The organism is Streptomyces sp. NPDC048643 (assembly GCF_040650615.1).
Lineage (GTDB): Bacteria > Actinomycetota > Actinomycetes > Streptomycetales > Streptomycetaceae > Streptomyces.
On the sequence record NZ_JBEZHO010000068.1, the window covers coordinates 1 to 26,231 of the forward strand.

The 26,231-nt window shown below is 71.3% G+C and carries 23 protein-coding genes; 5 read left to right on the top strand and 18 right to left on the bottom strand.

From position 1 onward, the window contains the following. Positions 1-95: 95 nt before the first annotated feature. Together AB0C62_RS38465 and AB0C62_RS38470 are read right to left on the bottom strand one after the other, a co-directional pair. Positions 96-515: a DUF6325 family protein gene (locus AB0C62_RS38465; RefSeq protein WP_362981470.1), complete on the bottom strand. Its 420-nt coding sequence runs from the start codon at positions 513-515 to the stop codon at positions 96-98. Between the two features lie 152 nt (positions 516-667). Beyond that, positions 668-1,312 (bottom strand): GAP family protein, encoded by a 645-nt coding sequence (locus AB0C62_RS38470; protein WP_362981400.1) that lies wholly within the window; start codon positions 1,310-1,312, stop codon positions 668-670. A gap of 232 nt (positions 1,313-1,544) precedes the next feature. On the opposite strand from AB0C62_RS38470, the gene AB0C62_RS38475 reads away from it, so the two are divergent. Beyond that, on the top strand, positions 1,545-2,963 hold the full coding sequence (locus tag AB0C62_RS38475) for a DUF2252 domain-containing protein (RefSeq protein ID WP_362981402.1): 1,419 nt from the start codon (positions 1,545-1,547) through the stop codon (positions 2,961-2,963). Between the two features lie 181 nt (positions 2,964-3,144). Next, positions 3,145-3,879 (top strand): Sir2 family NAD-dependent protein deacetylase, encoded by a 735-nt coding sequence (locus AB0C62_RS38480; RefSeq protein WP_362981404.1) that lies wholly within the window; start codon positions 3,145-3,147, stop codon positions 3,877-3,879. Between the two features lie 14 nt (positions 3,880-3,893). On the opposite strand, the gene AB0C62_RS38485 is transcribed toward AB0C62_RS38480, so the two are convergent. The 4 genes from AB0C62_RS38485 to AB0C62_RS38500 all read right to left on the bottom strand — a co-directional run bounded on the left by AB0C62_RS38485 (position 3,894) and on the right by AB0C62_RS38500 (position 8,563). Beyond that, the gene (locus AB0C62_RS38485; RefSeq protein ID WP_362981406.1) at positions 3,894-4,376 is read right to left on the bottom strand and encodes a methylated-DNA--[protein]-cysteine S-methyltransferase; all 483 of its coding nucleotides are present in this window, start codon (positions 4,374-4,376) and stop codon (positions 3,894-3,896) included. Positions 4,377-4,437: 61 nt separating this feature from the next. Next, the gene (locus AB0C62_RS38490; RefSeq protein ID WP_362981408.1) at positions 4,438-5,937 is read right to left on the bottom strand and encodes an AlkA N-terminal domain-containing protein; all 1,500 of its coding nucleotides are present in this window, start codon (positions 5,935-5,937) and stop codon (positions 4,438-4,440) included. A gap of 128 nt (positions 5,938-6,065) precedes the next feature. Next, positions 6,066-7,130 (bottom strand): lysylphosphatidylglycerol synthase domain-containing protein, encoded by a 1,065-nt coding sequence (locus tag AB0C62_RS38495; RefSeq protein ID WP_362981410.1) that lies wholly within the window; start codon positions 7,128-7,130, stop codon positions 6,066-6,068. Then, positions 7,127-8,563, bottom strand: a complete 1,437-nt coding sequence (locus AB0C62_RS38500) for a hypothetical protein (RefSeq protein WP_362981472.1) — start codon at positions 8,561-8,563, stop codon at positions 7,127-7,129. Before AB0C62_RS38500 ends, AB0C62_RS38495 begins: the two co-directional genes overlap by 4 nt. Positions 8,564-8,870: 307 nt before the next feature. Between AB0C62_RS38500 and AB0C62_RS38505 the strand changes: the two genes are divergently transcribed. Both AB0C62_RS38505 and AB0C62_RS38510 read left to right on the top strand, forming a co-directional pair. Next, positions 8,871-9,272 (top strand): BlaI/MecI/CopY family transcriptional regulator, encoded by a 402-nt coding sequence (locus AB0C62_RS38505; protein ID WP_362981412.1) that lies wholly within the window; start codon positions 8,871-8,873, stop codon positions 9,270-9,272. Between the two features lie 54 nt (positions 9,273-9,326). Then, positions 9,327-10,307: an endonuclease/exonuclease/phosphatase family protein gene (locus AB0C62_RS38510; protein WP_362981414.1), complete on the top strand. Its 981-nt coding sequence runs from the start codon at positions 9,327-9,329 to the stop codon at positions 10,305-10,307. 48 nt (positions 10,308-10,355) lie between these two features. Here AB0C62_RS38510 and AB0C62_RS38515 read toward each other — a convergent pair whose 3' ends face one another. The 5 genes from AB0C62_RS38515 to AB0C62_RS38535 form a co-directional block, all read right to left on the bottom strand. Next, positions 10,356-10,862 (bottom strand): O-acetyl-ADP-ribose deacetylase, encoded by a 507-nt coding sequence (locus AB0C62_RS38515; RefSeq protein ID WP_362981416.1) that lies wholly within the window; start codon positions 10,860-10,862, stop codon positions 10,356-10,358. Further along, positions 10,859-12,268 (bottom strand): NAD(P)/FAD-dependent oxidoreductase, encoded by a 1,410-nt coding sequence (locus tag AB0C62_RS38520; RefSeq protein WP_362981418.1) that lies wholly within the window; start codon positions 12,266-12,268, stop codon positions 10,859-10,861. The genes AB0C62_RS38515 and AB0C62_RS38520 overlap by 4 nt, the downstream gene beginning before the upstream one ends. 190 nt (positions 12,269-12,458) lie before the next feature. Next, on the bottom strand, positions 12,459-13,325 hold the full coding sequence (locus AB0C62_RS38525) for an inositol monophosphatase family protein (protein ID WP_362981420.1): 867 nt from the start codon (positions 13,323-13,325) through the stop codon (positions 12,459-12,461). 87 nt (positions 13,326-13,412) lie between these two features. Further along, complete coding sequence (locus tag AB0C62_RS38530) at positions 13,413-15,233, bottom strand: gamma-glutamyltransferase (protein WP_362981422.1); 1,821 nt, start codon at positions 15,231-15,233, stop codon at positions 13,413-13,415. A 92-nt stretch (positions 15,234-15,325) separates the two neighbouring features. After that, positions 15,326-16,000, bottom strand: coding sequence for a DUF4232 domain-containing protein (locus tag AB0C62_RS38535; protein WP_362981424.1), 675 nt, complete (start codon positions 15,998-16,000; stop codon positions 15,326-15,328). 336 nt (positions 16,001-16,336) lie between these two features. On the opposite strand from AB0C62_RS38535, the gene AB0C62_RS38540 reads away from it, so the two are divergent. Continuing rightward, positions 16,337-17,008 carry a hypothetical protein gene (locus tag AB0C62_RS38540; protein ID WP_362981426.1) on the top strand — a complete coding sequence of 224 codons (672 nt, stop codon included), beginning with the start codon at positions 16,337-16,339 and terminating at the stop codon, positions 17,006-17,008. A 20-nt stretch (positions 17,009-17,028) separates the two neighbouring features. Here the strand turns inward: AB0C62_RS38540 and AB0C62_RS38545 are convergent, their stop codons facing one another. The 7 genes from AB0C62_RS38545 to AB0C62_RS38575 all read right to left on the bottom strand — a co-directional run bounded on the left by AB0C62_RS38545 (position 17,029) and on the right by AB0C62_RS38575 (position 26,082). Then, positions 17,029-18,558, bottom strand: coding sequence for an NCS1 family nucleobase:cation symporter-1 (locus AB0C62_RS38545; protein ID WP_362981428.1), 1,530 nt, complete (start codon positions 18,556-18,558; stop codon positions 17,029-17,031). A gap of 205 nt (positions 18,559-18,763) precedes the next feature. Beyond that, complete coding sequence (locus tag AB0C62_RS38550; protein WP_362981430.1) at positions 18,764-19,786, bottom strand: TIGR03842 family LLM class F420-dependent oxidoreductase; 1,023 nt, start codon at positions 19,784-19,786, stop codon at positions 18,764-18,766. Between the two features lie 18 nt (positions 19,787-19,804). Next, positions 19,805-21,205, bottom strand: coding sequence for a dihydropyrimidinase (hydA, locus tag AB0C62_RS38555; RefSeq protein WP_362981432.1), 1,401 nt, complete (start codon positions 21,203-21,205; stop codon positions 19,805-19,807). Between the two features lie 47 nt (positions 21,206-21,252). Next, positions 21,253-22,095, bottom strand: coding sequence for a nitrilase-related carbon-nitrogen hydrolase (locus tag AB0C62_RS38560; protein WP_362981434.1), 843 nt, complete (start codon positions 22,093-22,095; stop codon positions 21,253-21,255). Between the two features lie 186 nt (positions 22,096-22,281). Continuing rightward, a complete protein-coding gene (locus AB0C62_RS38565; protein ID WP_362981436.1) occupies positions 22,282-23,838 on the bottom strand; it encodes a PucR family transcriptional regulator ligand-binding domain-containing protein in 1,557 nt (518 codons plus the stop codon). 121 nt (positions 23,839-23,959) lie between these two features. Further along, complete coding sequence (locus tag AB0C62_RS38570; protein ID WP_362981438.1) at positions 23,960-25,243, bottom strand: aspartate aminotransferase family protein; 1,284 nt, start codon at positions 25,241-25,243, stop codon at positions 23,960-23,962. Further along, entirely contained in the window at positions 25,240-26,082 is an 843-nt protein-coding gene (locus tag AB0C62_RS38575; protein WP_362981440.1) for a nitrilase-related carbon-nitrogen hydrolase, read from the bottom strand. Before AB0C62_RS38575 ends, AB0C62_RS38570 begins: the two co-directional genes overlap by 4 nt. Between the last annotated feature and the right edge of the window lie 149 nt (positions 26,083-26,231).

Below are 26,231 nucleotides of genomic sequence, written 5' to 3' on the forward strand. Positions count from 1 at the left end.
GGACGCACACACCCCAGACGAGCCCCAGCGCCAGACCGAGCACGGCTCCGAACACGGCGATCACCACCGACTCCACCCGTTCGTCGGGGCGGGTCCTATCCGGCGTCCGTCTCGTCGAGGGCGGCGAGGATGGCCGGTACGGGGATGCGCCCCGAGGCGACCATCTGGGCGCCGCCGCGCCGCAGGGCGGTGGCGAAGGGCGCGGCCCACAGGTTCTCGTAGACGAGGATGCCGGCGGAGTTGCCGGGCTCCAGAGCCTGGCCGGCCTCCGCGATGTCGTCCTCGCCCAGCAGGCCCGAGGAGGCGCCCTCGAAGACGGCGAGGTCGAGTACCCCGTCGCCGGTCAGGTCGGCGATCTCCAGGCCGACCACGGATCCGTCCTCCTCCTTCTTCACGAACAGCAGGTCGAGGATGCGGATGAGTCCGCGGTCCACCAGGTCGACCAGGAGGGGAAATCCCTCACCGGTCATTCGGCTGCCGGGAAACTCGATGACCACATAGTCGATCGGTCCCATCTCGACGAATTCGTCTTCGCTCACGGCTTCATCCCTGGGTGGTCGCGGAATTCCCCCTGCCCCCAATTCCTCTCCATTGCAGCACCGGAAGGATGCCGACGCACTTTCGCGATGTGCCGGGGACGCGGCCCACGCCCGAGGCGTCGCGCACGTCACGCGGTCAGTTCGTAGATGCTCTTGCCGACCAGCCACAGGCCCAGGAACAGCACCAGCGACACGAGGGCCTGTTCCTGGTGGCCCTCCAGCCAGGTGCGCAGCCTCCCGAGCCGCACGGCGGCCGAGCGGGGCGCGAAGGTCGCGTAGAGCTCCATGGTCAGCAGGCTGGACGAGGCGAGCAGGCAGTAGCCCATGAGGGCGGCGTACGACGCGAGATGCGCGAGGTCGGCCTCGACGACGGTGGCCGCGCCGGCCGCGACCATGCCCCAGGGCTGGAGGAGCAGCGCCAGACTGGCCGCGGACCAGGGGGAGATGCGTTCGACGCGTGACATGAACCCGGAGGACCTGTGCGGTGTACCGATCCTGCGGCGGGTGCGTTCCGCGTAGCAGAGGAGGCCGACACCGACGGCGAGTTTGACGGCCAGGGCCGCGGTGGACGGCGAGGAGTTCGCGGCCGGTGGCTCGCCACCGGTCATGAGCAGGACGACGGCGATGATGCCGACGAAGGTGGCGAGCCAGGTGAGGAGGAAGGCGAGGCCCTTCCAGACGCCGTTGCGGGAGGAGAGCACCAGCACGAATCCGGTGACGGGCAGCGGGTTCAGGGCGATCGCCAGGCCGATGAGGACCAGGTCAAGGACCATCGCCGCTCCCGCGTCGCCTCGCGCGGCTCACCATGGCCGCGCCGCCACACGTCTTCATCGTCCGCTCCTCCGTCCGGCTCCACAAATCCGCGGGGCGGGTGCGGTGACGGGTGCCGGAGGGGCACCTCCTTCCCGACTCGCCGGACCTGTCGCCCGGGGATACGTTGAGGACCGGGCCGGGAGTCCTCTTCGACCGGCGGGCCCGGACCGCGACGCTAGGACGGTGGTCGGCATGACCCCCAAGCACCCGGCCGACAGCCGGACCCCGCACCACACGGCGAAGGAGCGGGCCGCGCTCGGCAAGGCCGCCCGGGCCTCCGTGCCCCGCTCCAGTCACGCCGACTTCACGCCCTCCCCGAAGCGGACCGACCCGGTGGACGTCGTGGAGGGTCAGTCGGCGAACCGGCTGTCCGAGCTGGTCCCGATCCGCTACGGCCGGATGACCGAGTCGCCGTTCCGCTTCTACCGAGGGGCCGCCGCCATCATGGCCGCGGACCTCGCCGACACCCCCCGCTCCGGGATCAGGGCCCAACTGTGCGGTGACGCACACCTGTTGAACTTCCGCCTGCTCGCCTCTCCGGAGCGCCGGCTGATGTTCGACATCAACGACTTCGACGAGACACTGCCCGGACCGTGGGAGTGGGACGTCAAGCGGCTGTCCGCCAGCTTCGTCATCGCGGGGCGGGCCAACGGGTTCAGCACCAAGGAGCGGGCCGGCATCGTCCGTGCGACGGTGCGCTCCTACCGCGAATGGATGCGCCGCTTCGCCGAGTTGGGCAATCTTCCCGTCTGGTACACACAGTTCGACGAGGAGTGGGTGAAGACCCACTTCGCCGGGGAGCTGAGCGCACGGGCCCGGGACCGCTGGTCGCAGTCGGCCGCCAAGGCGCGGACCCGGGACAGCGCCCACGCCTTCGGCAAGCTCACCCACATCGTCGACGGCAGAGCCCGCATCACCGCGGACCCGCCCCTCATCACCCCGCTGGACGACCTGCTTCCCGACGTCGAACGCAGCGCGCTGGAGCGGGAGTTCCGCCGCCTGATCGCACGCTACGGCCACAGCCTGAACTCGGACCGGCGGTTCCTGCTGGAGCAGTACCGGATCGCCGACGTGGCCCGCAAGGTCGTCGGCGTGGGCAGTGTGGGCACCCGCTGCTGGATCATCCTGCTGCTCGGCCGGGACGACGCCGATCCGCTGCTCCTCCAGGCCAAGGAGGCCGACGAGTCGGTGCTCGCGCCGTTCGCCGGTGCGAGCGCGTACCGCACGCAGGGCGAGCGGGTGGTCGCCGGGCAACGGCTCATGCAGGCCACCAGCGACATCTTCCTCGGATGGGAGCGGGCGGACGGCATCGACGGCCGCCGACGGGACTTCTACCTGCGGCAGTTGAGGGACTGGAAGGGCATCGCGCAGCCCGAGGCCATGGCCCCGTCGGGCATGCGCGCCTTCGGTGAGCTGTGCGGCGCGACGCTGGCCCGCGCGCACGCGCGCTCGGGGGACCGGATCGCGATCGCCTCGTATCTGGGCGGCGGTGATGTCTTCGACCGTGCGCTGGTCACGTTCGCCGAGCGCTACGCCGACCAGAACGAGAAGGACTACCGGGCTCTCGTCGACGCCGTCCGCTCGGGACGGGTCAAGGCCGAGGCCGCCTGACAGGGAGGCCGGCGGGTATCGCTGCCCGCCCACCGCCGACCACGGCCTCATCGTCGACCGGCGGACGGCGGACCCTGGAGCCGTCCCAGGCCGTGACCGACCGGTTCGCGGCGCCGCGCCGCGCGTCCACGCGCCGGATATCCGCTCGCCGCCCCGCCCCGACCGCCCTACCCTCGACGACATGACCAGGCCCCTCGTCGCCGTCCTCAGTGGCGCAGGCATCTCCACCGACTCCGGCATCCCCGACTACCGCGGCCCGAACGGGCTGTGGCGGCAGGACCCCGAGGCCGAGAAGCTCGTGACGTACGAGTACTACATGGGCGATCCGGAGATCCGGCGGCGGGCCTGGCTGATGCGACGGGAGAGCGGGGCCCTCGGGGCGGAGCCGAACGGCGCGCACCGGGCGGTGGCGGAGCTGGAGAGGTCCGGTGTGCCCGTGCGGGTGATCACGCAGAACGTCGACGGGCTGCACCAGCTCGCCGGGATGCCCGCCCGTAAGGTCCTCGAACTGCACGGCACCGCACGGGCCGTGGTGTGCACCGCGTGTCACGAGCGGACGCCCATGGAGGACGCCCTCGCCCGCGTCGACGCCGGTGAGGACGATCCCGCGTGCCTCACCTGCGGCGGGATCCTCAAGCCGGCGACCGTGCTGTTCGGTGAACGGCTCGACCCGGTCGTCCTCGGTCAGGCCGCCGCCATCGCCAAGGCCTGCCAGGTGTTCATCGCCGTCGGCAGCAGCCTCCAGGTCCATCCCGCCGCCGGGCTCGCGGGCGTGGCCGCCGACCACGGGGCCCGCCTCGTCGTCGTCAACGCCGAGGCCACCCCGTACGACGAGATCGCCGACGAGGTCGTACGGGAGCCGATCGGCACCGCGCTGCCGGCACTGCTGCGCGCGCTGGACTCCGAAGACGGCTAGGGGGATGGAGACGGTCAGAAGAGGGCCGCTCCGCTTTCGAAGTCCAGCAGGCGCTGCTTGCGGTCCAGGCCGCCGCCGTAGCCCGTGAGGCTGCCGTTCGCGCCGACCACGCGGTGGCAGGGCACGATGATGCCGACCGGGTTCTTGCCGTTGGCGAGGCCCACCGCGCGGGATGCGCCCAGGTTGCCGAGGGTATCGGCGAGTTCGCCGTACGAGCGGGTCTCGCCGTAGGGGATCCGCCGCAGCCGGTCCCACACGCTGCGCTGGAACGGTGTTCCCGCCAGCCGCAGTTCGACGGTGAACTCCTTCAACTCGCCCGCGAAGTAGGCGTCGAGCTGCTCCGTCACGTCGCCGAAGAGGGTGTCGTCGCGCTCGCCGAAGGTCTCCTCCTGGGGTCGGTGGCGCTGGCCGACCATGTAGAGGCCGCACAGGACACCGTCGTCGGCGACGAGGGTGAGGGGCCCGTAGGGGCTGTCGATGACCATGTGCTGTTTCACTGGGGGTCCTTGATACGTGGTGGTCGTGGTGTCGTGTACCGCGCGGCGGGCGGGGGCGGGCTCACGCGGGCAGGAAGTTGATCGGGTGGTCGGCCGTGGCCCACAGGTACTGGACCGCGTACGCCCGCCAGGGCCGCCAGGCCGCGGCCCGCGCGGTGAGGGCCGCGGGCGTGGAGGGCAGGCCCAACTCCTTTGCGGCGTAACGGATTCCGAGGTCGGTGGGGAGGAAGGCGTCCGGGTCGCCGAGGGCGCGCATCGCGATCACGTCGACGGTCCAGGGGCCGAACCCGGGCAGGGCCAGCAGCCGGGCCCTCGCCTCCGCCCAGTCGCTCTCCATCCCCAGGTGCAGTCTCCCCTCGGCGAGTTCGGCCACCAGGGTGGTGAAGGTGGTGCGGCGGGTCCGGGGCATCGCGAGCGACTCGGGGTCGAGCGCGGCGAGCGCCGCCGGCGTGGGGAAGAGGTGGGTGAGGCCGCCCTCCGGGTCGTCGACCGGGTCGCCGTGCGCGACGACCAGCCGGCCGGCGTGCGTCCGCGCGGCAGCCGTGGAGACCTGCTGCCCCAGCACGGCCCGTACGGCGAACTCGGCCTCGTCGACCGTGCGCGGCACCCGGCGGCCGGGCGCCTTGTCCACCAGGGGTGCGAGCAGCGGGTCCGTGCGCAACTGGTCGTCGACGGCGACCGGGTCCGCGTCCAGGTCGAGCAGGCGGCGGCAGCGGCTGATCGCGACGGGCAGGTCACGCAGGTCGCTGAGGCTGAGCCGGCACGCGATGTGGTCCGGCATCGGCGTCAGACCGACGATCCCGTGTCCGTACGGCAGCCTCAGGGTCCGCCGGTAGGCGCCGGCGCGCCATTCCTCCACCCCGGGTACGGCGGTGGCGGCGAGGTGTCCGAAGAGGTTGTCCGGATGGAGCGGGGCGCGGAACGGCAGCCGGAGGTTCAGGACGCCCGGGGTGTGGGCGACTCCCGGGGCGGCTCCGGTCCGTTTCCTGGGGAGGCGGGCCCGTAGTTCGCTCGGTGACAGGGCGAAGACCTCGCGCACCGTGTCGTTGAAGGTGCGGATCGAGGAGAAACCTGCGGCGAAGGCGATCTCGGCCATCGGCAGCGGCGTCGTCTCGATGAGCAGCCGGGCGGTCTGGGCGCGCTGCGCGCGGGCGAGCGAGAGGGGGCCCGCGCCCAGTTCGGCGAGGAGCTGACGTTCGACCTGCCGGGTGCTGTAGCCGAGGCGGGTGGCGAGGCCGGGCACGCCTTCGCGGTCGACGATCCCGTCGCCGATGAGCCGCATCGCGCGGGCCACCAGGTCGGCGCGGTGGTTCCACTCGGGCGAGCCGGGGCTGGTGTCCGGGCGGCACCGCTTGCAGGCCCGGAACCCGGCCTGCTGGCAGGCGGCCGCGCTGGGGAAGAACGTCATGTTCTGCGGCTTCGGCGGCACGACCGGGCAGCTGGGCCGGCAGTAGATCCTCGTGGTGGTGACGGCGGTGAAGAACCATCCGTCGAAGCGCGCGTCCTTCGACTGGACGGCACGCAGACAGCGCTCCGTGTCGGTGTGCATCCCGTTCTGCATGTCTCAAGCATCCGTCACCCGGGAGGGTCGGGCTGGCGGGAATCCGACATCTGCCTCGCCCGGCCCGCGCCCCGGCCCGCCCCTTCGTACGCCCGTTCCCGCAAGGCGCGGGTGCGGCGGCGCACGGCTCACAGGACGCGGCGCCGAACCAGTACCCCCAGGGTCACCAGCCCCGGGACGAGGGGAAGCCAGCTGGTCAGGAGCCGGTAGCCGAGCACGGTGGACGCCGCCGCGCTGCCGGGTGCTCCCGCGAGGGTGAGGGCGAGAGCGAGCGCGGCGTCGAGGGAGCCGAGGACGCCCGGGGTGGGCAGCAGGACGGCGGCGCTGCTCGCGGCGAGGAAGGCGAGCGCCACGCGCGCGGGCGGCAGGGGCAGGCCGATGGCCTGGGTGACGGCGACGACGACGGCGGAGTGCAGCGCGGCGGAGCCGAGGGCGCCGCCCCACAGGGCGGCCGCCCGCGCGGGCACCTCGTGGACGGCACGCACGTCGAGCAGGACCCGGCGCAGGGCGCGCCGCAGCGGTGCGACCAGGAGCACCGCTGCGACGGCCGCCACCGCGACGGCCGCCGCACAGGCCGCCACCGTCCACGCGCCCACCGGCGCCCGCGGGATCCTCAGGGCGCCGGGACAGGCCAGGGCGAGGGCGGCGATCAGACAGCCCCGCCCGACGGCTCCGGCGCCGGCCTTCACGGCGAGCGCGGTCGCGGCGTGGGGCACAGGCAGTCCGCACCGGGTCAGGAAGCGCAGGTTGACGGCGCTCGCGCCGAGCCCGGAGGGCAGGACGTGGTTCGCGGAGGCCGCCGCGAACTGCACCGCGACGAGCCGGCCGGCGGGTAACGGCACGGTGGTGGCGCCCTGTTGGGCGAGGGCGGAGGAGGCCCAGGTCGCGCCGGCCGCGGCGGTCGCCACGAGCAGCCAGCCGCGGTCGGCGCCCGCCAGCCGGGCGGCTCCGGACACGACCACGGGCCAGTGCCGGTGGGCGAGGTAGGCCGCGCACACCAGCACCACCAGGGAGAATCCGGCATGCCAGGAGATCTGCCAGAAGATCCGTCCGCGCAGCCGGGGCGCCGGTCCCGGCACCGTCACCGGCGGCTGTCCGCCCGGCAGGGCCGGCCGCCGGTACACGGCCGTCGGCACGCCGGTGCCGTCCCCGCGCGACGGGGACGGCGCCGGCGTGCCGGGCGGGACGGTCATGGTGCCCGGCTCCCGGTCAGGGGAGACACGTAGACGTTCAGGTTGCCGGCGCAGTGCGGGGTCCAGTCGCGGGCGTACGCGGGCGGCCGGTTCCCCGGTTCGGTGACCACGGCGAACGGCAGGGAGCGGGTGGCCCGTGCGAGGGCCCGCTCGGTGGCGTTCGCGTTGTGCCCGGCGGCCGCGAGGGCGGAGCAGCGGGCGTAGAAGGCGACGGGGATGGCCTGGTGGCCGGTCAGCCGGCAGGGCGGGCGCACGCCGAGCCGGTGGAGTTCCGCCGCCGTCGCGGCCCAGCCCCGGTGCGCGTCGGTGGTGCGCCGCACGGTGGTCTGCAGCACCGCGAACTGGACGGCGAGGTGGGCGGCGAGGCCGAGGGCCACGAGCGTCACGGTCACCGGACGCCACGACCTGCCGGGGGCGGTGACGAGGTGGACGACGGCATCGGCGACGGGGATCGCGAGGAGCGCGTAGGCGGGGAGCAGGAAGCGCGGGGCGGCGTAGCCGATCATGAAGAGGTACGGCAGTGCGGCGGTCGCCGCGCAGGCCACGAGCAGGACGGTGACTGCCGGACGGCGGGCGCGGACGGCGATCACCAGGGCGAGGGCGGCGGCGAGCGGGAGGGCGAACCACCACAGCGTCGTCGTGGGGCTGGGCAGTCCGCCGGTGCAGGGCCGGCACAGGACTCGTCCGCCGAGGCTGCGGGCCTGGTCGAGGATCGCGATGTTCCAGCCGAGGCCACCCTGGATGCGGGAGGCGTCGTCGAGCCGTCGGCTCAGGCCGCCGTACGCCGCGTAGGCCTCGGCGATCCACTCGATGCCCCCGGCCAGCAGGCCCGCGACGAGAGCGGCGAGGGGGCGCGGGCGCCGCCACCGGGGGACGGACACGGCGGCGACGAACAGGGGCAGGGTCGCCCAGACCGCGTCGGTGGGCCGCATCAACGTCATCAGGGTGGCGCTCAGCGCGAGCCCCCACAGGGCGGCCCGGTCGGTGCGGTCCGCGGTCGCGCGCAGGAAGCAGCCGACGCAGGCCAGGGCGCCGACGGCCACCCAGTAGTTGGGCATGGCCTGCGGGCCGTAGAAGAGGGTCACCCACAGCGTCGCGAACAGGGCGCCCGCGACGGCGAGCACCCTGGCCGGGAACAGGCCGCGCCAGACGCGCAGCGCCACGAACAGGGCGAGCCCGGACAGGACGGCGAGGTACACCCGCAGCAGCACGGTCGACGACGACCAGGCGGCGATCGGTGCCACGAGGACGGAGACGCCGCGGGCGCGCGGGGCGCTGAAGAAGGCCGCCGGGGCGTGCCCGGAGACCTGGCTGACGTACACCGTCTCGTCCCAGCCGAGGCCCATCGCCGGTGTCACGAGGGCGAGTTGGGCGAGGGTGAAGGCGACCGCGACGAGGGCGAGGAGGCTTGTTCCCGCGGGGTGGCGGAGCATTCGGACGGCGGGGGCGGTGGTCGGTCCGTTGCGCCGGGCACCGAGCGGCGGGACGTCGGGGGTCTTGAGCATCGTCCTCCCTTCAGCCCTACAAACCGTAGGGTTCGGCCGCTCCGCGCTCCATCCGGGCAAGGTAAGAGTCGGGGAAATATGCGACAAGCTATCTCGCACCGGCACAAGACGCCGGACGGGACGGGCAACCGGGCTAGCGTCGCGCCGCGACACCCCGCAGGGTCGCGCGGAGGCGGCACTCCGCCCCTGTTCCGAGGCCGTTCCGGGCGCCCCTACGCGCTGTAAGGTGAGGGGCATGGCTGGGACAGGCCCCGACGGACGGGCGCGGCGGCGCAGCGCGGGCATGCTGGAGAGCGAAGTGCTCGCCGCCCTGTGGGCCACCGAGGACGCGCTCACGCCCGCCGAGATCCAGGCGGAGCTCGCGGGCGGCCTCGCCTACAACACGGTGCACACCATCCTCAAGCGTCTGTACGACAAGGGTCTGGTGCTGCGTGACGTGGACGGCCGGCGCGGCGCGTACCGGCCCGCTAAGGACGCGGCCGAGCTGACCGCCGCGGCCATGCGCGACGCCCTCGACCGCGGACCCGACCCGATCGCCGCCCTCCAGCACTTCGTGACCGGGCTCAGCCCTCGGGAGGAAGAGGCACTGCGCGCCCTCCTCCGGGGCGACGGACGTCCTGGGCCGACGAACATGTGACCGTCCGCGGAATCGGCCCACTACTCCCGCCGCCCGCCCGATACGGTCGCGCCCATGACAGCCTCCGAGGCGGATCCCCGCGGCCGGGCGCGTGCCGGACGGGTGCGGTTCGCGACGTTCAACGTGCTGCACGGCCGGTCGATGCGGGACGGGCGGCCCGTCGCCGTCCCCGCCGGGTGCGGCCCCGAGGAGCCGCTCGTGCGGGCCGTCGCGTCCTTGGACGCGGACGTCCTGGCCCTTCAGGAACTGGACCACCTCCAGGAACGATCGGGCCGGGTGGACCAGGCACGGGCCGCCGCCGCGGGGGCCGAGGCACCGTACTGGCGCTACGCGTCCGCGTTCCCCGCCGGTGCGGCGCCCACCGCCGGGCAGGCACCCGAACCGCACGAGCCGCCACTCTGGCTGTACGGCCCCCACGAGACCGGGAGCGAGGCCGGGGCCGAGGCGGGGGCAGGGGTGAGCGACGGCGTTCCCTCGCACGGCATCGCCCTGCTGTCCCGGCTGCCCGTACGGCACTGGAGAGCACGTCGGCTGGCACCGGCGCCGGTGCCCATGCCGCTGCGGACACCGGGACGGCGCGGACTCACCGTGTCGTGGGACCAGCCGCGGGCCGCACTGGCCGCCGTACTGGAGGGCAAGCGCGGCCCGTTCACCGTGGTGGCGCTGCACCTGTCGTTCGTCCCCGGCTGGAACGTCCGCCAACTGCTCGAAGTCCGCGCCTGGACGGCCGACCTGCCCGGCCCTCGGATACTGCTCGGCGACCTCAACCTGACCGGCGCCCTCCCGAGAGCCGTCCTCAACACCCCCGCACGGAAGAGCCGCACGGGGCTCCGGCGGACACGGAGCGACTCTCCACCACTGCCGCGCGACTGGCAGGACCTGGCCCGCACACCGACCTATCCGGCGCACCGCCCCCTCGTCCGGTTCGACCACGTCCTCGCGACCGGGATCCCGGCGGACGCGGCCACCCACGTGGACACGCCACCGACCGGCATCTCGGACCACCGGCCACTGGTGGTCGAACTGCCCTTGTGAACAAGGCCGATGGCTCTTCCGCGCCGACCGTTTCCGAGGCCCGCCGTTTCAGATCCGCGCCCTGAACGCGTCGTAGGCGGGCTCGTCGAACAGCACGAAACGCACCTCCTCCACGTCGGTCCTCGCGGCGCGCACCGTCTCCACCGCGATACGGGCCGCGTCCTCCATCGGCCAGCCGTAGATTCCCGCGGAGACGGCGGGGAAGGCGACCGTGCGGGCGCCCAGCTCGTCCGCGACCCGCAGTGACTCCCGGTAGCACGACGCCAGCAGCTCCGAGCGGTCCTCGTCCCGGTCGTAGCGCGGGCCGACGGTGTGGATCACCCAGCGCGCGTCGAGGTCGCCCGCGGTGGTGGCGACCGCCCGGCCGGTGGCAAGTCCCTTGCCGTAGTGGCCGGCACGGAGCTTGCGGCAGTCCGCGAGGATGGCGGGGCCGCCGCGCCGGTGGATCGCCCCGTCGACGCCTCCGCCGCCGAGCAGCGAGGAGTTCGCCGCGTTGACGACGGCGTCGGCGCTCTGCCGGGTGATGTCACCCCGCACCAGCGTGATCGTGGTCATGCCTGCCTCAGCCTCCTCCACACGGCCTTCGCCGCGTTGTGGCCCGACATGCCGTGCACCCCGGGACCCGGCGGGGTGGCCGAGGAACAGAGGAAAACGGCGGGATGCGGAGTGCGGTAGGGGAACGCGGACACCCTGGGCCGCAGCAGCAGTTGAAGCCCGGAGGCGGCACCGCAGGCGATGTCACCGCCCACATAGTTGGCGTCGCGGGCCGCGAGCTCGGGCGGTCCGGCGGTCGCGCGGGCCAGGACCCGGTCACGGAAGCCCGGCGCGAACCGCTCGAGCTGCCGCTCGATCGCGTCGGTGAGATCGCCGGTCCAACCGTTCGGAACATGACCGTACGCCCAGAACACCTGCTTGCCCTCGGGAGCCCGGGAGGGGTCCACGACACTCGGCTGCACGGTGATCAGGAAAGGCGCGTCCGGAGCCCGGCCCTCACGCGAGGCCGCCCGCAGCGCCGTACCGATCTCCGCCCTGCTCGCCCCCACCTGCACCGTGCCCGCCGCCCGGGCCTCCGGAGCGGTCCACGGCACCGGCCCGTCCAGCGCGTAGTCCACCTTGAAGACACCCGCCCCGTACCGGTAACCCTCGTAGTAACGCCCGAACCCGGCGATACGGGCCAGCGCCGTCGGCGAGGTGTCGAAGACGTACGCCCGCGCGGGCGGCAGATCGTCCAGCCGCTTGACCTCGTAGTCCGTGTGGACGGTACCGCCGAGGTCCTTCAGATAGGCGGTGAGCGCGTCCGACACCGACTGGGAACCACCGCGCGCCACCGGCCAGCCCCGGGCGTGCGCGGCCAGCGCGAAGACCAGGCCCACGGCGCCCGTGCCGATCCCCCCGAGCGGAGCGATGACATGCGCCACCAGACCCGCGAACAGGGCCTGGGCCCGCTCGTCACGGAAGCGCCGCATCAGCCACGTCGACGGCGGCAGCCCGGCCAGCCCGAACCGGGCCAGCGTGACCGGGTCCCGGGGCAGCGACGTCAGGGGCAGCGACATGAAGTCGTGCGCCAGGGTGTCCCACTTCGACAGGAACGGCGTCACGAGCCTGCGGTACGCGCCGGCGTCACGCGGCCCGAACGACGCTGCCGTCTCCGCCACCGACCGCGCGAGCACCGCCGCCGAACCGTCGAGGAAGGGATGCGCCATGGGCAGCTCCGCGTGCAGCCACTCCAGGCCGTACCGCTCCAGCGGCATCGCGCGGAACGCCGGCGAGTTGATCCCCAGGGGATGCGCCGCCGAACACGGGTCGTGCCGGAAACCGGGCAGCGTCAGCTCCTCGGTACGCGCGCCCCCGCCCACCGTGTCCCGCGCCTCGAACACGGCGACGGAGAAACCCCGGCGGGCCAGCTCCACGGCAGCCGTCAGTCCGTTCGGCCCCGCACCCACCACGACCGCATCGAGCATCGACGGCACCTTCGGACTCCTTCGTCAGCCGACGGCCACTGAGGTTCAGGATATGCCGGTGGACCGACGCCCCCGACGGCCCGGGTCGCCGGGAACACCCCCACGCCGAACCCCGGCAGGCCGCAGGCCGCCGCCCGGACGGGCCCGGACCCGGCCCCGCGGGCCACCAAACCGGGATTTCGCCGGCCGCTCAGGCGCCGGCCGCCACCTGCTCGGCCCGCGGCTCCAGCAACGCCACCACCCGACGCGCCGTGGCCTCGTCCCGGGCCGCCGTGAACGGCAGCGCGTTCCCCCCGGTCACGCGGAACGGTTCGCCGCCGAGCGTCCGGTGCGCGCCGCCCGCCTCCTCGACCAGCAACAACCCCGCCGCGTGATCCCAGGCCGCCTCCCACGAGAAGGCAGTCGCATCCAACTCGCCGCGGGCGACGGCCAGATACTCCAGACCCGCCGAACCGCACGGACGCGCCACGACCCCCTCGGAACGCAGCCCGAGCAGAGCACGCTTCTGGTCGTCCGTCGTGTAGTCCGGGTGCGACATCGCGATGTCGAGGTCCCGGCCCGGCTCGGGCGAACCCGAACGCAGGGGCACACCGTCCAGGACGGCGCCCCTCCCCCGTATCGCGGTGGCGAACTCCTCCCGCGCGGGCGCGTACGTCCACGACGCGTGCACCACACCGTCCAGCACGAGCGCCACCAGGGTGCAGAACCCGGAGTCGCCGTGCACGAACTGCCGTGTGCCGTCGACCGGGTCGACGATCCACACCGGCGCGGTGCCCCCGATCGCCCCGTAGCTGGCGGGGTCGGCGTGCACCGCCTCCTCACCGACCACCACCGAGCCGGGCAGCAACGCGGTCAACGCCTCGGTCAGGAACTCCTCGGCCTTGCGGTCCGCGTCCGTCACCAGGTCGTGCGGGCCGGACTTCTGGTCGATCTCGTGCGCGGCGAGCTGCCGGAACCGGGGCATGATCTCGGCGGCGGCCGCCTGCCGGATCACTTCTTCCACGTCGGACGTGCGGTGCGCGAGAAACTCGTCGATGGTTTCGATGTCTTCGATCATGGCTCCATCACAGCACGCGCCACTGACAATCCCCACCCCTCCCGGGTACTCGGGGTGGAATCACCATGAACTCCCGGTGCCGGACGATCACCGGCCGACCGCGTACCCCTGCATCCCCCGCGCGTTGGCCGCCGCCGACAGCACGCCCGTCTCCGGATCCCGGGCCACCGCGCACAGCCGCCCCTCGGTCCACGCCCCCGCCACCGTCACGTCATGACCCCGGCGACGCAGCTCCTCCACCACCGCCTCCTCCATGCGCGACTCCACCGTCAGACTGCCCGGACGCATACCGCGCGGATAGAAGGAGCCCGGAAAACTGTCGTTGTGCCAGTTCGGGGCGTCGATCGCACCCTGCAGGTCCAGCCCGCCCCGCACCCGCGGGAGCAACGCCACCGACAGGAAGAAATGCGTCTGCCACTGGTCCTGCTGATCACCGCCCGGCGTACCGAACGCCATCACCGGCACCCCGTCCCGCAACGCCAGCGACGGAGTCAGCGTCGTACGCGGCCGCCGCCCCGGAGTGAGCGCGTTCGGCAGCCCCTCCTCCAGCCACGCCATCTGGAGCCGCGTACCGAGCGGGAAACCCAACTCCGGGACCACCGGGTTGGACTGCAGCCAGCCGCCGCTCGGCGTCGCCGCGACCATGTTGCCCCACCGGTCCACGACATCCAGATGACAGGTGTCGCCCCGGGTGCCCCCGTCCGGCGCCACCTCCGGCTCCGCCGCCGCCCGCGCCACCGTCGGCTCCCCCGCACCCGGCACCCCCAGCGCGTCGAAACCGCCCTCCCCCGCGGCCACCACACGCGCGTGCCCGCTCATCACCGGCTCCCGGCCACCCGGACCGCCCGGCCGAAGCTCGAACGACGCCTTCTCACCCACCAGCGCCCGCCGCCCCGCGTTGTACGCCTCCGACAGCAGATCGTCCAACGGCACCCCCGCCGCGTCCCCGTACCAGGCCTCCCGGTCGGCCATCGCGAGCTTGCAGCCCTCCACGAGCAGATGCACGTAAGCGGCCGAACCGTACGGCGGCAGTTCGGCCGGGAGCAGCGCCAACTGCTGCAACAGGACAGGACCCTGACTCCACGGGCCCGCCTTGCACAGCGTCCAGCCCCGCCAGTCGTACGTCACCGGATCCTCGTACGTCGCCGACCAGCCGGCCAGATCGGCCGCCGTCAACGTACCCACGTGCCGCTCACCGCTGGTGTCCACGGTGGGCCGCCCCGCCTGCCGGACCAGCGCCCGCGCGACGAACCCGGAACGCCACACCTCCCGCGCCGCCTCGATCTCCGCCTCCCGTCCGCCGGCACCGGCGACCTCGCCCAGCAGCCGCCGCCACGTCGCCGCCAGCGCCGGATTGCGGAACAGCTCGCCCGGACGCGGCGCCCGGCCACCCGGCAGATACACCTCCGCCGACGACGTCCACTCCGTCTCGAACAGCTCACGCACGGTCTCCACCGTCTCGCCGACACGCTCCACGGGCGCGTGGCCGTCCTCGGCGTACCCGATCGCGTACTTCAGGACGTCCGCGAGCGTCCTGGTGCCGTGGTCGCGCAACAGCACCATCCAGGCGTCGAAGGCGCCCGGCACCGCGGCGGCCAGCGGACCCGTCCCCGGCACCAGATCCAGGCCCAGCCCCCGGTAATGGGCGACCGTCGCCCCGGCGGGCGCCACACCCTGCCCGCACAGCACCCGCACCGGACCGCCCGCGGGAGCGAGGATGATCGGGACCTCGCCCGCCGGACCGTTCAGGTGGGGCTCCACCACGTGCAGGACGAACCCGGCGGCGACCGCGGCGTCGAACGCGTTGCCACCGTCCTCCAGGACCGCCATCGCCGACTGCGAGGCGAGCCAGTGCGTGGAGGACACCATGCCGAAGGTGCCCTGAAGCGTCGGTCGGGTCGTGAACATGCCTGCCACCTCGCTGTCCGGAGCGATCAACCTCGGCTCCGACTATGACACTTGCCCGCCCCCGGACAGCAGAGCGGGCGGCAGGTGCGCGATCAGCCCGCCGGCACCCACGCCGTCGCACCCAGCGTGTTCCGCGGACCGATGTCCAGCGGGTCCGGCAGCGGCAGCGTGACGACCGCCTGCCCCGCGCGCGGCGCCACCCGCAGATACGAGCCCTCCTCGGCCGCCATCCGCCAGTACAGCCCCGCACGGGCACGCTCGCCCGGCCGCAGCGTGAACGCCTTCGCCCCCGGATCCGGGGGCGCCATGGGCACCTGGTCCGTCCCCGCCACCGCGCGCACCCCGGTGATCCGCGCACCCTCGGGGCCGAGGACGGCCACGACATCCGGATAGCCGTCCACCGCGTACGGCCGCTTCCCGCAGTTGGTGAGCGTGAGCGTCACGGCACGCAGCCCCATCGCCGCGTCCACCGGACCCGTCCCGAACCGCAGCCCGGACGCCGGACACCCGCTGCCCTGCCGCCCCGCCACCGCACCCGACGGCGAGGGCGAGGGGGCGGACGACGGGAGCTCGGGCGGCTCGATCCGCAGCCCCGCCGACCCGTCGGTCCCCACCGCGCTCGGAGCCGGAAACGGAACCGCCGTACGCGCCGGGTCACGCTCACGGTCCAGCTCGGCGGACAGCCCGCACCCGCTCGTGACCGTCATCACCAGACAGGCCAGGACGACCGGCCGCACCCACCCGCCCCTCGGACGTATCGCGATCATCGGCCGATCATGGCACGCGCACCCGCCGGACGGCCCCACCCCGACCCGGCGTCAGCCCTCCGTGGCTCGACTCCCCTACGGAGAGGCCCAGTTGAGGGCCTCGCAGGCCTCTCACCCACACCCGCGCGACACGATCCCGCACCCCGCCCACACAAGGCCCCATAAAGGACGGAGTGTCCGACTGTGTCCCCCAACCGGCCCTCGCACGGCGGCCGCTGTCACCACGCGGGCACGGAGCGAGTTGGCACTTCCCCACCACAGGGACTCGTGTGACACTGGCGTCCCGTCCGCCGTGCGGACCACGACCTCCGCACCGTCCCCCACGAGAAGTGCGCCTTGCGTTCTCTGCCTCTGCCGCTCGCGCTCACCGCGCGTCTGCTGCCCGTCGCCGTGCTCGCCGCCGCGGGCTGGGCCCTGGCCGCGGACCCGTTCACCGCGAGCCCCACCGCCGAGCACAACCCGACGCAGGACAACCCCACCGACACGGCATCGGCACCGTCCACGACGGCCACCGCCAAGAAGACGTACACCGCCTCCCCCGCGCCCTGCGGCGGCATCCCCGTCGCCTCGATCAAGGCACTCGTCCCCGGAGCCAAGACCGCCGGCCAGGAGATCGCGTCGACCGACAAGTCCCTGCGCCGCACCTGCTCGTGGAACGCGCTCAAGGACTTCGACTACCGCTGGCTCGACGTCTCGTACGAGATCAAGGACTCCGACGCCGCGGCACAGAAGGCCTACAAGGACCGCGTCGACGACAAGAGCGGCGGCGGAGCGGTTCCCGGCCTCGGCGACTCCGCCTACTCCGTCGTCAACCTCACCACCGAGGACAAGCAGCAGACCCGCGAAGGTGTCGTGATCGCCCAGGTGTCCAACGCCCTGGTCGTCATCACCTACAACGGCAGCGACTTCGAGACGAAGAAGGCACCCGGCACCGACGAGATCAACAAGGGAGCCATCAAGGCCGCCAAGGACGCGGTGAACACACTGAAGGGCGGCCAGAAAGTCTGACCGCCCTCCCCTCCCCCGGGTCAGACGGCCGTCCGGCCCTTCCCGCGCAGCAGCATCAACACCAGATACAGCACCATCGACGTACCGAGACCGACCGCCCAGCCGTAGTCGGCCAGCGACCTCAGCGCCCCGATGGGACGCCCGTCCACCAGCGGATGGAAGTCGGCCCCGCCCACCGCGAGCACCCCACCGGTGAGGAACGCGACCACGGCACGCCAGTTCCAGCCGCCGTCGTACCAGTAGCGGCCACCCGCCCGGTACAGGTCGGCGAGATCGAGCCGGGTCCGGCGAAGGATCCAGTAGTCCGCGATGAGGATGCCGGCGACCGTCCCCAGCAGACCCCCCACCAGCCCCAGCCACGTGAAGATGTAACCCTGCGGATCCGCGTACAGCTTCCACGGGAAGATCAGCACCCCGAGGACACACGTGGCGAGCGCCCCCATACGGAAACTGATCCTGCGCGGCGCGATGTTGGAGAAGTCGAACGCCGGAGAGACCAGGTTCGCCGCGATGTTCACCGACAACGTCGCCACCAGCACGGTGACCAGCGCGAACAGCAGGCCCACCACGTTGTCCGTCTTGGCGGCCAGCTGCACCGGATCCCAGACCGCCTCCCCGTACACCGCCTGCGAACCCGACGTCACCATGACCGACAGGAACGCGAACAACGTCATCGTGGTGGGGAGGCCGAGGGCCTGGCCCCAGGTCTGCGCCCGCTGGCTCTTCCCGTACCGGGTGAAGTCCGGGATGTTCAACGACAGCGTCGACCAGAACCCGATCATGCCCATCAGCGAGGGCCAGAACAGCTTCCAGAAGTCCCCGCCCCAGCCGAGCTTGGACGGCTGGTCGAGCAACGGCCCGAACCCGCCGGCCTTGCTGCTCATCCACCAGAGCATCACGCCGGCCCCGACGAGGACGAAGGGCGCGGCCCAGTTCTCGAAGCGGCGGATGGTCTCCATACCCCGATAGATGATGGCGAGCTGGAGCACCCAGAAGAGGGCGAAGGACAGCCACATGGTCCAGGCGTGACCGCCGATCTGCGAGGCGTTGCGCCATCCCTCACCGAAGAGCTTGCCGGCGAGGAAGTAGATCGCCTCGCCGCCGATCCAGGTCTGGATGCCGAACCAGCCGCACGCCACCAACGCCCGAACGACCGCGGGAAGATTGGCCCCGCGGACCCCGAAGGACGCGCGGGCGAAGACCGGGAACGGGATACCGTACTTCGGCCCCGCGTGCCCGGTGAGGAGCATCGGGACCAGCACGATCAGGTTGGCGAGCGCGATCGTGAAGACGGCCTGCTTCCAGTCCATGCCGACGGCTATCAGCCCCGAAGCAAGGGTCCAGGAAGCGGTGTTGTGGGCCATGCCGACCCAGAGGGCGGAAAAATTGTAGGTGGTCCAGGTCCGCTTCTCGACGGGGACCGGGAGCAGGTCCTCGTTCGCGTAGGGGCCGCTCGGCGCGGGAGCGTCGGGTGCGATCTCCACGCGGCCGTCAGGGAGCGTGACGTGTCCGGAGCCGGACGGACTGTCCGGAGAGACGGTCTCTGTCATGGGCAGGCCAATCGGTGAGGAGTGACAGGAGAGGCCGTGCGGGACATCCTGCGGGGGGGTGCGCGGCGAGCGCCCTGGACCCCTTCCCGGGACGGCGGGAAGGGGCGAACGGGGGGGACCTCAAGGGCCCCTGCCATCCGTCGTGACCATCGACGGATGACGACTGACAACTGTCAGATATCGGATGACAGATGACAGATTTCCATTACTGTCCGTTGACGCCCGGAATGACCTTCTTGCCGTAGGCGTCGATGGTGGCCTCCTGCGCGTCGTGCATGTCGTACACCGCGAACTGGTCGACGCCCAGTGCGCGCAGCGCGTTCAGCTTCTCGATGTGCCGTTCCGCCGGGCCGATCAGGCAGAAGCGGTCGATGATCTCGTCGGGGACGAACGCGGTGTCGGGGTTGTCGGCGCGTCCGTGGTGGGCGTAGTCGTAGCCTTCGCGGGCCTTGATGTAGTCGGTGAGTTCCTCGGGGACGGCCGCGGAGTGTTCGCCGTATTTGGTGACGAGGTCGGCGACGTGGTTGCCGACCATGCCGCCGAACCAGCGGCACTGTTCGCGGGCGTGGGCGAGTGCCTCGGGTGAGTCGTCCTCGGTGATGTACGCGGGGGCGGCGACGCAGATCTTCACGTCGGCGGGGTCGCGTCCGGCGTCGGCGGCGGCGTCCTTGACGGCCTTGACCATGTATTCGGTGAGGTAGAGGTCGGCGAGCTGGAGGATGAAGCCGTCGGCTTCCTCGCCGGTCATTTTGAGGGCCTTGGGGCCGTAGGCGGCCATCCAGACGGGCAGTTCGGCGCCGGGTTTGACCCAGGGGAACCTGATGACGGTGCCGCCGAGGTCGGCTTCCTCGCCGCGGCCGAGGGCGCGGATGACTTTCATGGCGCCGCTGATGCGGGCGAGGGTGTTGGGTTTGCGGCCGGCGACGCGCATGGCGGAGTCGCCGCGGCCGATGCCGCAGACGGTGCGGTTGCCGTACATGTCGTTGAGGGTGGCGAAGGTGGAGGCGGTGACCTCCCAGGTGCGGGTGCCGGGGTTGGTGACCATCGGTCCGACGGTCAGGGTCCGGGTGTTGGCGAGGATCTGGCTGTAGATGACGAAGGGTTCCTGCCACAGGACGGCCGAGTCGAAGGTCCAGCCGTGGGTGAAGCCGTTGGCCTCGGCGCGTTGCATCAGTTCGATGACGCGGGAGGCCGGGGGGTCTGTCTGCAGGACGAGTCCGAAGTCCATGGCGCCGCTCCTGGTCTCTCAGAGAAGGTACTGACAGGTGGAGCGGGGGGTGTAGACGCCGTGGCCGGCGCGTCCGGTGAACTCCCGCTCGGTGATGACGAGTTCGCCGCGGGAGAGGACGGTCTCGACCTGGCCGGTGACGCGTTTTCCCTCGTAGGCGGAGTAGTCGACGTTCATGTGGTGGGTCTCGACGGACATGGTCTGCTCGGCGTGGGGGTCGTAGATGACGATGTCGGCGTCGGCGCCGGGGGCGATGGTGCCCTTCTTCGGGTAGAGGCCGAACATGCGGGCGGGGGTGGCGCAGGCGATCTCGATCCAGCGGCGGCGGGTGATGTGTCCGTCGACGACGGCCTGGTGGAGGAGGTCCATGCGGTTCTCGACGCCGGGGAGGCCGTTGGGGATCTTGGAGAAGTCGCCGCGGCCGAGTTCTTTCTGGCCGGTGAAGCAGAAGGGGCAGTGGTCGGTGGAGACGACCTGGAGGTCGTTGGTGCGCAGGCCGCGCCAGAGGGCGGCTTGGTGTTCCTTGGGGCGGAGGGGGGTGCTGCAGACGTATTTGGAGCCTTCGAAGTCGGGTTCGGCGAGGTTGTCGGTCGACAGGAAGAGGTACTGGGGGCAGGTTTCGCCGAAGACGTTGAGGCCTTCGTCGCGGGCGTGGGCGATTTCGGCGAGGGCTTCGGTGGCGGAGACGTGGACGACGTAGAGGGGTGCGCCGGCGACCTGGGCGAGTTTGATGGCGCGGTGGGTGGCTTCGGCTTCGAGGAGGGCTTTGCGTACTTCGCCGTGGTAGCGGGGGTCGGTCTCGCCGCGGGCGAGGGCCTGTTCGACGAGGACGTCGATGGCGATGCCGTTCTCGGCGTGCATCATGATGAGTCCGCCGTTCTCGGCGGAGCGTTGCATGGCGCGGAGGATCTGGCCGTCGTCGCTGTAGAAGACGCCGGGGTAGGCCATGAACTGCTTGAAGGAGGTGACTCCTTCTTCGACGAGCAGGTCCATTTCCTTGAGGGTGTCCTGGTTGACGTCGGAGACGATCATGTGGAAGCCGTAGTCGATGGCGCAGTTGCCGTCGGCTTTGGCGTTCCAGGTGTCGAGTCCTTCGCGCAGGGTGTGGCCGACGCTTTGGACGGCGAAGTCGATGATGGTGGTGGTGCCTCCCCAGGCGGCGGCGCGGGTGCCGGTTTCGAAGGTGTCGGAGGCGAAGGTGCCGCCGAAGGGGAGTTCCATGTGGGTGTGTGCGTCGACGCCGCCGGGGATGACGTATTTGCCGGTGGCGTCGATGGTGCGGTCGGCGGTCCAGGTCTCTGCCGTGGGGGTGCCGGTCGCGGCGAGGGCGGCGATGCGGCCGTCCTCGATCAGGACGTCGGCGTGGATCTCGTCGGATGCGGTGATGACGAGTCCGCCACGGATGACGGTTCGGCTCATGCTCCCTCTCCTTCCGGTTGTGTGTGCGTGGGGGTGGGGGTGGGTGGTCAGGGGGCTGTGAGGGGGCCGTAGGTGCCGGGGGCGCGGTCGCGGTAGAACTGCCAGCGGTCGCGGACGGTGCGGAGTTTGTTCATGTCGAGGTCGCGGACGACGAGTTCGGGTTGTTTGTCGCTGGCGATCTCGCCGACGAACTGGGCTTCGGGGTCGACGAAGTAGGAGGTGCCGTAGAAGTCGTTGTCGCCGTGTTCCTCTTGGCCGACGCGGTTGATGGCGGCGATGAAGTATTCGTTGGCGACGGCTGCGGCGGGTTGTTCGAGTTGCCAGAGGTAGGCGGAGAGGCCGCGGGAGGTGGCGGAGGGGTTGAAGACGATTTCGGCTCCGGCGAGGCCGAGGGCGCGCCAGCCTTCGGGGAAGTGGCGGTCGTAGCAGATGTAGACGCCGATTCTGCCGACGGCGGTGTCGAAGACGGGCCAGCCGCTGTTGCCGGGGCGGAAGTAGAACTTCTCCCAGAATCCGGGGACTTGGGGGATGTGGGTTTTGCGGTACTTGCCGAGGTAGGTGCCGTCGGCGTCGATGACGGCGGCGGTGTTGTAGAGGACGCCGGGCTGTTCTTCTTCGTACATGGGGAGGACGAGGACGAGGCCGAGTTCTGCGGCGAGGGTCTGGAAGCGTTGGACGATGGGGCCTTCGGGGATTTTTTCGGCGTAGGCGTAGAACTCTTTGTCCTGGATTTGGCAGAAGTAGGGGCCGTAGAAGAGTTCTTGGAAGCACAGGATCTGGGCGCCTTGGGCGGCGGCGTCGCGGGCGGCTTGTTCGTGGGCTTGGATCATTGTTTCTTTGTCGCCGGTCCATGCGGTCTGGAAGACGGCGGCGCGGATCACTTTGGTCATGGTGACCTCCGGTCGGCTCGGTGTGTGAGGAGCCTAGGAAGCCTGGTGGTTCGGTTTGAGGTGCACGGTGTCACGTCTGGGGTGGGGTGGCGTTGCACGGTGTCACCTCCGGGTCGTGGGGTGTTTCGGGTGGGTGGTCGGGGGTTTCGGGGGTGTGGGTTCAGTGGTGTTGCGTGGGGTGTGGGTTCAGTGGTGTTGGGCGTCGTGGGCGAGGAGGGCGATGTGGATGGAGGCGGCTTGTTCGAAGTCGTCGAGGTCGATGCCGAGGCGGGTCTGGATGGTTTCGAGGCGGCGGTAGAGGGCGGGGCGGCTGACGTGGTGGAGCTGGGCGGTGCGTGATTTGTTGCGGCCGGTGGCGAGGTAGGTGCGCAGGACGGAGAGGAGGTCGTGTTCGGGGTTGGCGGTGGTGAGGAGGCCGTCGAGTTCGCGTTCGGCGAAGGCTTGGAGGTGGGGGTCGTCGCGGAGGAGGCGGACGAGTCCGCGGAGGTGGATGTCGCGGAGGGTGAGGAGTGGGGGGTGGGTGTGGTCGGGGGGTGTGTCGGCGGTGGCTTGGGCGATGTGGAGGGCTTCGCGGAGGCCGGTGGGGATGTCGTCCCAGGTGGTGCGGGGTGGGGCGGCGGCGAGGGTGGTGGGGGTGCCGGTTTCGTGGCGGAGTCGGGTGGCGAGGTGGGTGGTGAGGGCGTGGGCGTCCTGGTCGGGGGCGAGGCTGAGGAGGGCGGCGGTGGTGCCGTCGGTGAGTTCGGCGGTGAGGCCGGGGAGGCCGAGGAGGCGGAGGACGCGGTCGAGTTGGGTGGGGTCGGTGTCGTGTGTGGCGAGGGGGACGAAGGTGCGGCGGTTGACGGGGAGGCCGGCGGCGCGGGCGCGTGGGAGGAGGTGGCGGGCGGGTTGGGTGTTGTTGGTGAGGTCGGTGAGGAGGCTGTGGGCTGAGTGTTGTTCCCAGGTGTGGGTGGGGCCGCCGAGGATGTGGTGGAGGACGAGGGCTTCGGCTGCGCGGTCGGCGAGGAGTCGGCCGGTGGTGGTGTCGCCGGGGTGGCCGCAGAGGACGATGCGGCCCCAGTGTTGTCCGCGTCCGTGGAGTTCGGCGCGGATCCAGCCGTGTCCTTCGTTGTGTCCTGCTTGTCGGGCGATGCGGTCCCAGTCGCGGAGGATGTCGTCGACGGCGTGGTGTTCGCCGGCGGTGGCGAGGACGCGGTGGGCGAGGTTGGTGAGGACGACGGGGCAGCCGGTGTGGGTGGCGATTTCGTCGAGGAGGTGTTGGAGGGGGGCGCCGTTGGTGATGAGGGTGGTGAGTGCGGTGCGGATGGTTTCGGAGAGGGTGACGGTGGCGAATTTGGCGCGGACGAGGCGGGATTGGACTTCTTCGGTGAGTTCGGCGAAGGGGAAGGGTCGGTGGAGGACGACCATGGGGAGTCCGCAGCGTTCGGCGGCGCGGCGCGTGGGGTCGGGTGGTGTGGGGAAGGCGCGGCCGAGTCCGAGGACGACGGCGGCTGCTTCTGCGTGGTGCAGGGAGTTGATGTAGTCGGTCTGTGCGTCGGGGTCGTCTGCGAGGAGGACGCCGGTGGTGAGGATCATTTCGCCGCCGGTGAGCATGACGCCGACGTCGGCGGCTTCGGCGACGTGGACCCAGCGGACGGTGCGGTCGAGGTGTCCGGCGCCGGCCACCACCTCGGGTTGTCCGGCGAGTACGCGGTCCAGGGTGAGGATCTGGCGTACTGACAGGGCTGGTTCCGGGGTGGTGGTCATGTCGGCGTTCCCCTTGTTCGGTGGTTCGGTTCGCCGGTGGTGCGCTGGTGCCGGGGTGGGGGCGGCGGTGTGTGGGGCCGCGTGTGTCGGCGGGTGCGGTTCGGCGGGTGCGCGTGGGGTGTTACCGGGCTGTTGTGAGGGCGTGTTCGAGGATGGTGGCGCCTTCTTCGGCTTCGGCGACGGTGAGGGTGAGGGGTGGTGCGATGCGGAGGACGCTGGTGTTGTGGCCGCCGCCCTTGCCGATGAGGAGGCCTTCTCGGCGGGCTGTTTCGAGGACGGCTGCGGCGGCTTGGGGGTCGGCTTCGTCGGTGCCGGGTTTGACGAGTTCGATGCCGATCATGAGGCCGCGTCCGCGGACTTCGCGTACGCCGTCGAGGTGGGCGGTGATGGCGCGGAGGCGTTCGATGAGGAGGCCGCCGACGCGTCGGGCGTTGCCTTGGAGGTCGTGTTCGAGGAGGTAGGTGAGGTTGGCGAGTCCGGCGGCCATGGTGATGGGTGAGCCGCCGAAGGTGGAGATGGAGTTGGAGTCGAGGGTGTTCATGATGTCGGCGCGGGCGACGACGCCGCCGATGGACATGCCGTTGCCGATGCCTTTGGCGAAGGTGAGGATGTCGGGTGGTCCGGAGGCGGCGTGGGCCTGCCAGCCCCAGAAGTGCTCGCCGGTGCGTCCCCAGCCGGTCTGTACTTCGTCGGCGATCCAGAGGATGCCGTGTTGGTGGAGGACGTCGCGGAAGGCTGCGTAGAGGCCGTCGGGTGGTGCGGTGAAGCCTCCGACGCCTTGGACGGGTTCGGCGATGAGTGCGGCGGGGGTGCGGGTGTGGCCGAGGAGGTCTTTGAGGTCGTCGACGCAGGCGGTGATGAAGGCGTCGTCGTCGAGGTGGGCGTAGGGGCCTCGGGTGCGGACGCCGCCGTGGACGTACTGGGTCTGGAGGGGGGAGAGGCTGGTGGGTGACCAGCCTTTGTTGCCGGTGATGCCGACGGAGCTGAAGGAGCGGCCGTGGTAGCTGTTGCGCATGGCGAGGATCTGGTTGCTCTGCCGGTGGGTGGTGGCGAGCAGGAGGGCGGTGTCGTTGGCTTCGGTGCCGGAGGTGGTGAAGAAGACGCGGGCGTCGGGGATGCCGGAGAGTTGGGCGATGCGTTCGGCGAGGTCGACCATCTGCCGGTTGAGGTAGAGGGTCGAGGTGTGGATGATGCGGCCGGCTTGTTCGCTGACGGCTTTGGTGACTTCGGGGAGGGCGTGGGCGGTCATGGTGGTGAGGATGCCGCCGAAGAAGTCGAGGTATTTGTTGCCGTCGGTGTCCCAGACGTGGCGGCCTTCGCCGTGGGTGATTTCGATGGGGTCTTCGTAGTAGAGGGTGAGCCAGTCGGGGAGGACGGCTTTGTGGCGGGTGTGGAGGTCGGTCACGGCTGCACCAGGCCTTCGTAGGCGTCGGGGCGGCGGTCGCGGTAGAAGGCCCATTGTTGGCGGACTTCTTCGATGAGGTCGAAGTCGAGGTCGCGGACGATGAGTTCTTCGGTTTTGTCGTCGGCGGGGTCTCCGACGAACTGGCCGCGGGGGTCGACGAAGTAGGAGGTGCCGTAGAAGTCGTTGTCGCCGTATTCCTCTTGGCCGACGCGGTTGATGGCGGCGATGAAGTATTCGTTGGCGACGGCTGCGGCGGGTTGTTCGAGTTGCCAGAGGTGGGCGGAGAGTCCGCGGGAGGTGGCGGAGGGGTTGTAGACGAGTTGGGCGCCGTTGAGGCCGAGTTGGCGCCAGCCTTCGGGGAAGTGGCGGTCGTAGCAGATGTAGACGCCGATTTTGCCGACGGCGGTGTCGAAGACGGGCCAGCCGAGGTTTCCGGGCTTGAAGTAGTACTTCTCCCAGAAGCCTTTGACCTGGGGGATGTGGTGTTTGCGGTATTTGCCGAGGTAGGTGCCGTCGGCGTCGATCACGGCCGCGGTGTTGTAGTAGAAGCCGGTCTGTTCGACTTCGAACACGGGCACGATGATGACCATGCCGGTTTCGCGTGCGAGTTCGCGCATGCGGGTGACGGTGGGGCCGTCGGGGACGGGTTCGGCCCAGTTGTAGTGCTCGGGTTCCTGGACCTGGCAGAAGTAGGGGGCGTTGAAGACTTCCTGGAATCCGATGACCTTGGCGCCTTGCCGGGCCGCCTCGCGGGCGTGTTCCTCGTGCTTGGCGATCATGGATGCGGTGTCGCCGGTCCAGGTGGCCTGGACGAGGGCGGCGCGTACGACGTTGGCCATGAGCTGCTCCTTCGACGGGACGTCAGAGAGCTTCTACGCCCGTAGACAAAGGCGGTAGAGGCTCGAAGGTAAGCCCCCCGGACAGCCTTGCCAAGACCGTCGTCGTTACCCCGCTGAGTCGATCACGTTTCCCACTCCCACGGGTGAAG